This window comes from Pseudomaricurvus sp., assembly GCF_965662505.1.
Taxonomy (GTDB): domain Bacteria; phylum Pseudomonadota; class Gammaproteobacteria; order Pseudomonadales; family Cellvibrionaceae; genus Pseudomaricurvus.
The window spans coordinates 31234-43775 of the sequence record NZ_CBFIHX010000016.1 but is presented as its reverse complement, the minus strand read 5'-3'; the positions used below and the strand labels follow the sequence as shown (position 1 = coordinate 43775).

8 protein-coding genes are annotated in these 12542 nt (G+C 51.4%); 5 read left to right on the top strand and 3 right to left on the bottom strand.

The features are described 5' to 3' along the window. Positions 1-248 precede the first annotated feature (248 nt). Positions 249-2051 (top strand): DEAD/DEAH box helicase, encoded by a 1803-nt coding sequence (locus ACTG33_RS03900; protein ID WP_439133876.1) that lies wholly within the window; start codon positions 249-251, stop codon positions 2049-2051. Between the two features lie 58 nt (positions 2052-2109). Here the strand turns inward: ACTG33_RS03900 and ACTG33_RS03895 are convergent, their stop codons facing one another. Beyond that, positions 2110-2337 (bottom strand): hypothetical protein, encoded by a 228-nt coding sequence (locus ACTG33_RS03895; RefSeq protein ID WP_439133875.1) that lies wholly within the window; start codon positions 2335-2337, stop codon positions 2110-2112. Between the two features lie 385 nt (positions 2338-2722). Here ACTG33_RS03895 and fusA point away from each other — a divergent pair, with 385 nt between their 5' ends. After that, the gene (fusA, locus tag ACTG33_RS03890) at positions 2723-4807 is read left to right on the top strand and encodes an elongation factor G (RefSeq protein WP_439133874.1); all 2085 of its coding nucleotides are present in this window, start codon (positions 2723-2725) and stop codon (positions 4805-4807) included. Positions 4808-4978: 171 nt separating this feature from the next. On the opposite strand, the gene ACTG33_RS03885 is transcribed toward fusA, so the two are convergent. Continuing rightward, positions 4979-6109 carry a porin gene (locus ACTG33_RS03885; RefSeq protein ID WP_439133873.1) on the bottom strand — a complete coding sequence of 377 codons (1131 nt, stop codon included), beginning with the start codon at positions 6107-6109 and terminating at the stop codon, positions 4979-4981. A 254-nt stretch (positions 6110-6363) separates the two neighbouring features. Between ACTG33_RS03885 and modA the strand changes: the two genes are divergently transcribed. After that, positions 6364-7116 (top strand): molybdate ABC transporter substrate-binding protein, encoded by a 753-nt coding sequence (modA, locus tag ACTG33_RS03880; RefSeq protein WP_439133872.1) that lies wholly within the window; start codon positions 6364-6366, stop codon positions 7114-7116. Between the two features lie 66 nt (positions 7117-7182). Here the strand turns inward: modA and ACTG33_RS03875 are convergent, their stop codons facing one another. Further along, positions 7183-7950 carry an IclR family transcriptional regulator gene (locus ACTG33_RS03875; RefSeq protein WP_439133871.1) on the bottom strand — a complete coding sequence of 256 codons (768 nt, stop codon included), beginning with the start codon at positions 7948-7950 and terminating at the stop codon, positions 7183-7185. 274 nt (positions 7951-8224) lie between these two features. Between ACTG33_RS03875 and ACTG33_RS03870 the strand changes: the two genes are divergently transcribed. Then, positions 8225-9355 (top strand): efflux RND transporter periplasmic adaptor subunit, encoded by a 1131-nt coding sequence (locus tag ACTG33_RS03870; protein WP_439133870.1) that lies wholly within the window; start codon positions 8225-8227, stop codon positions 9353-9355. Between the two features lie 11 nt (positions 9356-9366). Beyond that, positions 9367-12528, top strand: a complete 3162-nt coding sequence (locus ACTG33_RS03865; protein WP_439133869.1) for an efflux RND transporter permease subunit — start codon at positions 9367-9369, stop codon at positions 12526-12528. Positions 12529-12542: the final 14 nt, after the last annotated feature.

Below are 12542 nucleotides of genomic sequence, written 5' to 3'. Positions count from 1 at the left end.
TGATCAATTATGGCAGTCCTTACGACCAACCACGCCAAGCCGCTGTCGTATTGGTATATTCCCTACCTGTTTCTGACATTTTAGGTCAAAACACAGAATTTACGGCAAAAACCGCAAAATAAATTGTACTGAAGCGCTCTCCGACCAAAAGCGTACCTCACACACGTTATCATTGCCGGATTCTGCCCGTATAATCTTCATTCAGGCACAGGCAACGTCGACTTTCACTAAATGACACCCTCCACCAAATGACATCCTCATCTCAACCTTCAACAGCTTTCACACTCCGTCCCTATCAACGGGAAGCTGTCACAGCAACGATTCAGCATTTTCGTCAGACCAGCGAAGGCGCTGTTATTGTGTTACCGACGGGAGCAGGAAAAAGCCTGGTCATCGCAGAGCTGGGTAAACTCGCCAATCGACGAGTGCTCGTGCTGGCTCACGTCAAAGAGCTGGTGGTACAAAACCATCAAAAGTATGAGAGCTACGGTTTTAATGCGAGTATTTTCGCCGCTGGCCTCAACCGCAAGGAAGCTGTCGAGAAGGTGACTTTCGGCAGTGTTCAGTCGGTGGCACGCAATCTGGAGGAATTTGAACGTGAGTACTCTTTACTGGTAATTGATGAGTGCCACCGCGTTTCTCTGGATGAAAACTCTGAATACCAGAAAATCATCCGGCACCTGAAAGCCCACAACGCCTCTCTGAAAGTTCTCGGGCTCACCGCCACTCCTTACCGCCTCGACAGCGGCTGGGTATATCAACGACATCTACCTCGAAAATTGGTGCGTACCGACGACGAGACGCCGTTTAAATCCTGTATTTTTGAGTTGCCACTGCAATACATGATCAAATCCGGTTTTTTGACACCACCCAGACTGTTGGATGCGCCCATTGCCCTGTATGACTTCGAACAACTGAGAACAGATCATCATCGGACGCACTACCGGGAAGAGGATCTGGACCGAATACTCCAGGGAGCCAAACGAGCCACCGCGCGTATTGTCGATCAAGTGATTGATCTTGCCGAAGACCGCTCAGGGGTCATGATCTTTGCCGCCACGGTCAAACACGCCAAGGAAGTCCTGTCCTACCTCCCCCCGGAGTCGTCTGCCATCATCATCGGCGACATGCGCCCAAAAGCCCGGGATAGCGTGATTCAGGCCTTCAAACAGAAGCAGATCAAGTATCTGGTCAATGTCTCCGTACTGACCACCGGATTTGATGCCCCTCATGTGGATTTAATCGCCATGCTTCGGCCTACGGAGTCCGCTGGACTCTACCAGCAAATCATTGGCCGAGGCTTGCGACTGTCGCCGGGCAAAACCGATTGCCTGATTCTGGATTACGCCGGTAACACTCATGATCTGTACCAGCCTGACATCACCGCCCCCAAACCTGACAGCGATTCCGTCATCGTTGAGGTTTCCTGCCCGCTCTGCCAGTACAGCAATCAGTTCTGGGGGAAAACAGACAACGACGGAGACATCATTGAACACTACGGACGTCGCTGTCAGGGATTGATTCCGCAGGACGACTCGGATTCTGATCATCAACTGCAACAATGTGATTTTCGTTTCCGCTTTAAAGAATGTGGGCAATGCGGCGCGGAAAACGACATTGCTGCACGACAATGCCATCAGTGTGATCATTTATTGGTCGATCCGGATCAAAAACTGAAGGACGCCCTGAAGCTTCGCGACGCCAAGGTCATACGCTGCGCAGGCATGAGCCTGCACCAGCACCTGAACAAGGATAAAGAGCCAAGACTGAAAGTGGTGTATCACGATGAAGAAGGCGTTGAATTAAGCGAGATCTATGCTCTGTCCAATCAGGCTCAGCAGGGCCGTTTTTATCACCAGTTTGTGCGGCAACACCTGAAACTGCCGGAAGAGCGTTTTTTCCCCAAACACCCGGAAGACGTGATTAGAGAACAGCATCGCTTTCGCTCACCGGATTTTGTCATTGCCAGAAAAAATGGTCGTTTCTGGACAATTCGGGATCGTATATTTGACTACGAAGGGCGTTATCGGAGGGCCAACGAGCTCTTTTAGCCACAAAACGAACTTTTTTAACCACAAATAGGCTTTACTCATCACACAAGGCGGACTGTCACGAGTGTGACACTTCAACCCCATCCATACTTGCTGCCAGATCATCCAGCTCCGCACAGGTACTGTCATACCCCTGATTTTCACTCAGAGAATACGACACCTGTACGGTATTGGACCCCTTGTGCAGGCGCGCCTTCACCTTCGGCATATCGCCGGACTTAAGCCGGTTTAAAAACCGATTGGCGGCTTGACCGGTCTCAAAGGCATAGACAATCTGAGCATTCATAATGCTGATATTTCCGCTAAATCGATCAACAAACACCCCTGTTCAGTCGCTGAAATCCTGTCTGGGGATACGAGAGAAAGCGCCGCATTATACCTAAGCGACCCTTCCTGTCTGCCCTGGACCACCGCATCCGCCTTGTTTTGTTCATAAACCGCACATGAGGCACGACTTCAACCGGCATTTTTTGACACCCAAGACAAGAAGACACCCCCTTAAATATCAGATAGTTATGAATTACTTATAATGTATTTTCTAGATATAACAACCCGGTTTACTTTCCTCCACGAAAGAACACAAAGGGATTCTTGAAATACCCCTTCTACATACCCCTAATTCCATGTACAATTCCGCGCTAATTTTGGCCCTGGCTAATCGAGACCCACTAATGACAGACTTATCTAAGTACAGAAACATCGGCATCTTCGCCCACGTCGACGCCGGTAAAACCACCACCACCGAACGTATCCTGAAGCTGACTGGTAAAATCCATAAGCTTGGTGAGGTTCACGAAGGTGAATCAACTACCGACTTCATGGAGCAGGAAGCTGAGCGTGGTATTACCATTCAGTCCGCTGCCGTAACCTGTGAGTGGAAAGGTCACCGTCTGAACGTGATCGACACCCCGGGGCACGTTGACTTCACCGTAGAAGTTTACCGCTCCCTGAAAGTACTGGACGGCGGTATTGGCGTATTCTGTGGTTCTGGTGGCGTTGAGCCTCAGTCAGAAACCAACTGGCGCTACGCTAACGAATCCGAAGTTGCTCGTATTATCTTTGTTAACAAGCTCGACCGTATCGGCGCTGACTTCCTGCGCGTTACCGATCAAGTTAAGAAAGTACTGGGCGCTACCCCTCTGATCATGACCCTGCCAATCGGCCGCGAAGACCAGTTTACCGGTGTTGTAGACCTGCTGACTCGCAAAGCCTACGTTTGGGATGACTCCGGTCAGCCAGAGAACTACGAAGTTACCGATATCCCTGCCGATATGGTTGACGATGTCGACATGTACCGCGAGCAACTGATCGAAACCGCTGTTGAAGTGGACGACGACCTGTTGATGGCGTACATGGAAGGCGAAGAGCCGTCTGTTGAAGACCTGCAACGCTGTATCCGTAAAGGTACTCGTGACCTGACCTTCTTCCCAACCTTCTGCGGCTCTGCCTTTAAAAACAAAGGTATGCAGCTGGTTCTGGATGCTGTTGTTGATTACCTGCCAAGCCCTACCGAAGTTGATCCACAGGATCTGACCGACGAAGAAGGTAACCCAACTGGCGAGAAAGCCATCGTTTCCGCTGATGAGCCACTGCGCGCACTGGCGTTTAAGATCATGGACGACCGTTTTGGCGCCCTGACCTTTATCCGCATCTACTCAGGCGTACTGAACAAAGGCGACACCATCCTGAACAGCTTTACCGGCAAGACCGAGCGTATTGGTCGTATGGTAGAAATGCAGGCCGATGACCGCAACGAAATCGATCACGCCCAGGCTGGTGACATTATCGCTGTAGTTGGCATGAAGAACGTTCAGACCGGCCACACCCTGTGTGACACAAAGCACCCATGTACTCTGGAAGCCATGGTATTCCCGGATCCCGTTATTTCTATCGCCGTTGCCCCTAAAGACAAGGCTGGCGCAGAGAAAATGGGTATTGCAATCGGCAAAATGGTTGCAGAAGATCCATCGTTCCGTGTTGAAACCGACGAAGACTCCGGTGAAACCATCCTGAAAGGTATGGGCGAACTGCACCTGGACATTAAAGTCGACATTCTCAAGCGTACTTACGGCGTTGAGCTAGTAGTGGGTCAACCACAGGTTGCTTACCGCGAAACCATCACTCAACTTATCGAAGACAGCTACACGCACAAGAAGCAGTCTGGTGGTTCTGGTCAGTTTGGTAAGATCGACTACCGCATCAAGCCAGGTGAGCCAGGTTCAGGCTTCAGCTTCACCTCCACTGTTGTGGGCGGTAACGTACCCAAGGAATTCTTCCCCGCCATCGAGAAAGGCTTTGCCGGCATGATGGCCGAAGGTCCTCTGGCAGGCTTCCCGGTTCTGGATGTTGAAGTTGAGCTGTACGACGGTGGCTTCCACGCCGTTGACTCCTCTGCAGTTGCGTTTGAAATCGCTGCTAAAGGTGCTTTCCGTCAATCCATGCCTAAAGCCGGTCCTCAGCTGATTGAGCCTATCATGAAGGTTGATGTATTCACTCCTGAGGATCACGTAGGTGACGTTATTGGTGACCTGAACCGTCGTCGCGGCATGATCAAAGATCAGGAGCCAGGCGCTACCGGCATCCGCATCAAGGCTGACGTTCCACTGTCAGAAATGTTTGGCTACATTGGCAGCCTGCGCACCATGACTTCTGGCCGCGGCCAGTTCTCCATGGAGTTCAGCCACTACATGCCTTGCCCAGCCAACGTTGCTGAAGGCGTGATCGCTGCTGAAAAAGAGAAGAAAGACAAGAAGTAAGATTGTTGCGGGTCACGCCCGCAACCCTTCTCTTTCGGAAAACAAAAAGCCCTGTCGATTTATCGACAGGGCTTTTTTATGGGCGCCGCTTTATCTGTGAACGCTCAATGCTTATGAACGTTTATCAATAACAATGTCTTCAGCGGCCGTCATCTCAGGACTACATATCCATCAGAAAACATACTTAAAACCCAAAGACAAAGCCTTGGGAGTTCCGCCCAACAAGGTCGCAACCTCTTCACCGTGCGAACCATCCACACCCTGAAAACGAGCATTGCTGTCATTGTCAGTCTGCGTGTACACCAAATACCCTTTTAACGCAGAAGTTACTTTGCGCTCGACGCCCGCACTCATCATGAGCGCACCCGAATCGTCGGTGTCTTCATAGTCGGTCACCACAAAGCTCTGAGCCATCAAATTCCAGGGACCCAACCTATAAGCCACATTTGCACCATAAGCTTCCCGATCCAGAGCGTTGATACCGGTTTCAGAGTCCTGCTGAACGATATCAGCAATCAAACTTACCGTTACATCCCCTTTCGCAGCCCTCACCGCAAGACGGGTGGCATCGATATCGCTGCCATAGAAGTCTTCCCAGTGATCATGAGCAAACGCCACCGAGTAAACCTCACCTTTCCACTGCAACCCCAGGGCAGCCAGATTGCAGCCATTATTATCCCGGTGCTTGCTCGGCTTGGTGCAATCCTGAGAGTATTGAGCCACCCAATCAAAATACCCGGGACCCATCGGAACCTTGTTCCGCCACATAAGCACTTTATCTGCGCGGGTATTGATCAGCGACCCACCCAGAGCGCTGGCCCCAAGAATAGCGCCACGATCAGCGACAGTGTCATTCATCAAAGAGTATTTGGAGCCCAACATTTTAAAAGCGGTATCGTAGCGCCCAAACAATACATCACCCCAAGGACTCTTAACTCCAACAAAACTATTGCGCAGAGAAAACGCATCGCTCTTGGTACCCGTAAAATCCAGACCATGCTCCCATTGATAGATCAGCGACCAATCGTCGGTAACACTCCACTCCCCCTTAACCCCCAAGCGACTGGAGTTACTCGAAAGAATCGTATCGTCAGACACGAACTTGTCATCGGAATCACGATCAACCACAGCCTCAGGTACATCAGAATCCCGATAATCCACCGAACCATGCATAACACCGTACAACTCCAGTTTTTTGCCGATCACTTCTGCAGAAAACCCAGACGCTGGCAAAGCCAGTAACGCACAACCCACAAGCCCGCTTTTTAACTTAAACATTGAACCCCAATTTAAATATGTCATTTACACCTCACTCTCTGATTCTGCACCATAGCCCTACGATTCTGCACCACAGCCCTACAGCAGATAATTTTTGTAGAAAGCTCAGTGCATACCGGAGACGATCGCCGCTATATAATGGCCTTCAACGAAAGGTAAGCGGGCTGCCTGAGCCTTCACTCAACTACTATCGACCAAAAAACGATCAGCTTTAGGAGGACTCCGTGAAATCAGAGCTTCAACAGGACCGACGGAAACCCCAATCACTCAGAAACTTCATGAGCTGCGTTCTCCTCGGCTCACTGATGACCAGCCTTCCCTTGCACGCCGAAGACATAAACGTGGCAGTGGCCTCGAACTTCACCAAAGCCATGACAGAAGTCATTCAGGTCTTTGAACAAAGTACCGGACATGATGTGAAGCTGTCTTTTGGCGCATCTGGCAAGCTCTATGCGCAAATCAGCCACGGAGCCCCGTTCCAGGCTTTTTTCTCCGCCGACCAAAGCAAACCTATAGCTCTGGAACAAACAGAATTTGCCATCAAAGGCAGCCGCATCACCTATGCCGAAGGCAGTCTGGCTCTTTGGTCAGCCAAAAATGATTTTGTTAATCTGGAAGAAAAGACACTGGGCTATCGGGAGTTCCACAAGCTGGCTCTCGCCAACCCCAGGCTCGCGCCATACGGTCAGGCAGCAGTAGAAGTGCTGACAAACCTGAACCTGATGGAGAGCACCCAGAAAAAATGGGTTCAGGGGGAAAACATCTCACAAACCTATCAATTTGTGAGCAGTGGTAACGCAGAACTGGGATTTGTCGCCCTATCCCAAATACTCCGAGACGGCAAAATAGATAAGGGATCGGCTTGGATTATCCCTCACGAGCTGTACAACCCAATCCGTCAGGACGCTGTACTGCTAAAGAAAGGAGAGAAAAGTAAGGCCACACAAGCACTTATGGCGTTTATTGTAAGCGATGAGGCAAGAGAGATTATTGAGTCCCACGGCTATAAAACTGGTGCAGCACAGCCTTAATCATGCCCGCACCAGTACCTGAGTATCTAAGCACCTGAACACTTCCGGCAACATCAACACTGACAACTAAGAACCCACCTGCGCCTCAATCTCATACTTTAGCTTTAAGAGTGCATTTTCCATTGCATCCAGAGTTGCGGGCAGGCGCGCCGAGGGCAGCACTATACCCGCCGAATACACACCAAAATACGTCTTCAGGCTGACACCTACGGCACTAACTCCAACCTCACATTCATCAAAGTCTCTGGCAATACCGGTACGGCACACCTCTTCAATCTGTGCCAGCAGCTCATCACGCCCCGGGCTTCTCTCAGTAAACACCGGTAATTCCCCACCCAGAAGCGCCTCACGCTCTTGAAGAGTCATTTCTGCCAGCAGTGATTTACCTGCCGCCGTGTTAAATACCGGAGCACCATCACCCACCGGGAAAACAACCCGCAAGGGACGCTCAGCAATGACTCGGTCTATAACACTGGTGCGCATATCAACGCGTGTCGCCAGATACACCGATTCCGAGAACTCTTCAGACAAGGCCTCCAGATAAGGCTTGGTGATGTGAACGATGTCTTTTTGTGTTTTGTAAAACAACTTACCGATGGCCGACCCCAAACGAACGCCCCCACTGCCACCGAGTGATTCAACGATATATTCCGCCTGAAGCGCACACACGATTCGCTGTACCGTAGAACGTGGCAAACCAACCCCTTTCGCGATTTCAGCCAAACTTAACCCCTGCGGATTCTCACCCAAAAGCCTAAGGATATCCGCCGAACGGGCGATAACCTGAATACCCTGCTTGGCATCCTCGGACCCACTTTTAACCTGCTGCCCCACAATAACCTCTCTTTACCCTGTAACTCACTGGACGCTTTAGGCAAATCATTCATTAAGCGCCAAAACAACACTGCCAGCTCTATAGCCTGGCAATCTCAAAACAGCCGCCTGTCACTAACCCTACACACAAATGTGTTACCTTTGGTTAATAAATCTCTTTACTATGTGTTGATAAGTATCATTAGACATTCATCAATGTTTTGTATTGTAGTACACTGTATCGAAATATGAACAGCACCCTCGCCACTCTACGTCTTATCTCCGGAGGCAATACGTGAGAAGTTTCAACTTCAACCCCACCTGTTTATTACTAGGTCTGGGCCTTCTAATCACTGCATGTGGCGAAGAACCAAAACAAAACCGGGGCAGCGAAACTGTTTCGGTGGGCGTCTACAACATCAAGTCTCAACCTCTTGAGATCACCACTGACCTGCCAGGCCGTACCGTCGCCTATCGATTGGCAGAAGTACGCCCACAGGTAGATGGCATCATCAAAGAACGCCAGCTGACTGAAGGCGCCAACGTCGAAATTGGCCAGCAGCTGTATCAAATTGATGATCAAAAATACCAGGCCACCTATCAACGGGCTCAAGCCAATCTGCGCAACGCCGAATTACTGCGCAATCGCTATAAAGAATTGTTACAAAGCAACTCAGTCAGCAAACAGCAATATGATGATGCAGATGCCGCCTGGCAGCTGGCCAAAGCCGAATCGGATATCGCCAAGATTGATCTGGACTACACCAAGGTCGTGGCTCCCGTAACCGGACGTATTGGGCGCTCCTCGGTCAGCGAAGGTGCTCTGGTAACCAGCGGGCAAACCCAGGCACTGGCGACCATTCAGCAGATCGACCCGATTTATGTCGATATCCGCCAGCCGGTCAGCGAAATGCTGAGACTGCAAAAGGCATTTCAAAACGGTCAGATCAAGCGCAGTGCTGACGGAGAAGCCAAGATTGTATTGCTGCTGGAAGACGGCACTGCCTACGAACACGAAGGCGCTTTACGCTTCTCTGAAGTGGGTGTAGATCAGGATACTGGCTCCGTCACCTTGCGTGCCGTAGTACCCAACCCCGACTGGCGTTTGCTGCCGGGTATGTTTGTCCATGGCCGTCTGAGCCTGGGCTACAACGACAACGTGATTCTGGTTCCCCAACAAGCGGTTCAGAGAGACGCCACCGGCAAACCTGCCGTCTGGGTCGTCAATGACCAGGGCAAGGCTGAGAGACGCTCCATTGTGACTGAACGCACCGTGGGCAATATGTGGCGGGTCACCAGCGGCCTCAAGGAGGGTGATGAGGTTGTTACCGAAGGACTGCTGAATATGCGTCCCGGCGTGAAATTAGCCGTGACCGAAGCCTCTAACGTTCATCCCATACTCGATTTCACCTCCGTGAATCACTAAGGAGCAAAATCGTGTCGAGCTTTTTTATTGACCGCCCGATCTTCGCGTGGGTACTGGCCATTATTACCATGCTGGCCGGCGCCCTGGCGGTAAAAAACCTGCCAGTCAGCCACTACCCCAACATTGCTCCACCCGCCATTTCGATCAGTGTGACTTATCCCGGCGCCTCAGCAGAGACCGTGCAAGACACCGTGGTTCAGGTGATTGAACAGCAACTGAATGGCTTGGATGGCTTGCGCTTTATGTCATCCACCAGTCAGGCCGATGGCAGCATGCAGATCCTGGTGACCTTCGAGCAAGGCACTGATCCGGATATCGCTCAGGTTCACATTCAAAACAAACTGCAGTTGGCAACGCCCCTGCTGCCCGAGGAGGTCCAGCGTCAGGGAATACGGGTTGCCAAGTATCAGCGTAACTTTATGCTGGTTGTCGCCCTGATCGATGAAAGCGGCAAACTGTCCAACTTCGATCTGGGCAACTACATTGCCTCCAATCTGAAAGACCCGGTTTCCCGGGTCTCCGGTGTGGGTGACTTCACCCTGTTTGGCTCCCAGTACGCCATGCGTATCTGGCTCGACCCGGGCAAACTGCTCAGCTATCAATTGACCCCCAGCGATGTGGCGACCGCCATTCGAGCACAAAACGTGCAGATTTCAGCCGGCCAGATTGGCGGGCTGCCTGCTCGAAAAGGTGTTCAGCTAAACGCTACGGTGATTGGCAAAACACGACTGCAGACACCGGAAGAATTCAAAAACATTTTGTTGAAGGTTCAGGCGGATGGCTCACAGGTAAAACTCAGTGATGTGGCTGAAGTTGAGCTGGGCAGCGAGAACTTTTCCATTACGACCAAATACAACGGTAAACCGGCCGCAGCTATGGCTTTACGACTGGCCACCGGTGGCAACGTTTTGGAAACCGTCGATCGGGTCAAGCAACAACTCGACGAGTTGGCCCCCTTCTTCCCCGAAGGCGTCAAGGCAGTTTACCCTTACGAAACCGCTCCTGTGGTTCGGGCATCCATTGAATCCGTCATCCACACGCTGGTCGAGGCCTTTATCCTGGTCTTTCTGGTGATGTACCTGTTCTTACAGAACCTTCGTGCCACAATCATTCCAACTCTGGCGGTTCCGGTAGTGCTGCTGGGCACATTGGGCATTCTTTACACCCTGGGCTTCAACATCAACGTGCTAACGATGTACGCCATGGTACTGGCCATTGGGCTGCTGGTGGATGATGCCATTGTGGTGGTGGAAAACGTCGAACGCGTGATGGAAGAAGAAGGCCTTAGCGCACGAGAAGCGACGCGAAAATCCATGGGGCAGATTCAGGGCGCTCTGATCGGCATCGGTCTGGTGTTATCCGCCGTCTTTATCCCGATGGCTTTCTTCGGTGGCTCTGCTGGCGTGATTTATCGACAGTTCTCCATCACCATTGTTGCAGCAATGGCTCTATCCGTACTGGTCGCTCTGATATTCACACCGGCTCTGTGCGCTATGCTTTTGCGCCCTGGTGGCAGTGATCATCAACCAAAGAAAGGTTTCTTTGGCTGGTTTAACCGTACCTTTGAGCGCAACACAAACCAATATGAACGAAGTGTCGCCGGCATCCTGAATCGCCCCCGCCGCTACCTGTTGGTGTTTGCAATACTCGTTGTGGGATTGGGGCTCCTGTTTTCCAAACTTCCTGGCGCTTACATTACCGACGAAGATCAGGGTACGCTCTTTGTGATGGTACAAATGCCCGCCAACGCCAGTGCCGAAGCCACTGAAGACGCTCTCACACAGGCACGGGACACCTTATTAAAAGACGAGTCCGGAGTCGTTAACTCTGTCTTTACAGTAAACGGTTTTAACTTCTTTGGCCGCGGACAAACTCAGGGGATGGCTTTTGTCCAACTGAAACCCTGGAGCGAACGAGAAGGCGAAGACACTGACATCTTCAGTGTTCAAAAACGGCTGATGGGTGTGTTCCAAAACATTAAAAGCGCACGAGTTATTCCTATTGTGCCGCCGGCCATCATGGAAATGGGTAACGCCACGGGTGTGAATGTGTATCTGCAAGACCGGGCTGGTCTCGGCCATGATGCTATGCAAGCCGGGATGCACGCTTTTGTGGAAACTGCCATGAGCGATCCGAGAGTCAGCTGGGTATCGAATAAAGGCATGGCCGACTCACCTCAATACCAAATCATCATTGATGACGAAAAGGCTTCGGCTTATCAAGTCAGTTTGTCCGACATCAACAACACCATGTCGGCAGCCTGGGCCTCTCAATACGTCAACGACTTTATCGATCAGGGACGGGTGAAGCGGGTTTACATCCAGGGCAACAACAGCTCACGACTTGCCCCTGAAGATCTGACGAAATGGTTTGTTCGCAATAAGAACGGTGAAATGGTCCCCTTCTCTGCGTTCAGTCATGGTCGCTGGAGTTATGGCCCGAACCAGCTTGCGCGCTACAACGGTGTGCCTGCACTGGAAATGCAGGGTGACCCCGCTCCCGGCTACACCACCAGCGATGTTATGGATGCTTTTGAGAAAGCCGCACAGTCATTGCCTCAAGGCATCGGCATGGAATACACCGGCATCAGTTATGAAGAACGCATGACCGGTGATATGACGACCATACTGTACGCCCTGTCGTTGCTGGTTGTGTTCCTTTGCCTTGCGGCACTGTACGAAAGCTGGTCAATTCCCTTCGCCGTCATGCTGGTCGTTCCACTGGGCGTGTTGGGCGCAGTGATTGCCACCCTCGCCCGCGGATTAAGCAATGACATTTTCTTTCAGGTCGGACTACTGACAACCGTCGGACTGGCGGCCAAGAATGCGATTCTGATTGTGGAGTTTGCTCGTGCGCTCTACGAAGAGGAAGGTCGTCCACTCAAAGAAGCCGCCATTGAAGCCGCTCGTCAGCGACTTAGGCCAATTATCATGACCTCGCTGGCATTTACATTTGGGGTTCTACCAATGGCGCTGGCGACAGGTGCCGGTCAGGGCAGCCAACATGCGATCGGAACTGGTGTGGTTGGCGGTATGCTGAGCGCAACCTTCCTGGCGATCTTCTTTATTCCGTTGTTTTACGTTGCGGTGATCGGTGTCTCCGAGAAGCTCTTTCCCCGGGCAAGCAAAGAGCAACAGGAAGACAATACTCCGCGAGAAGCGTTGAAAGATTGATCCTATTGTGGGTG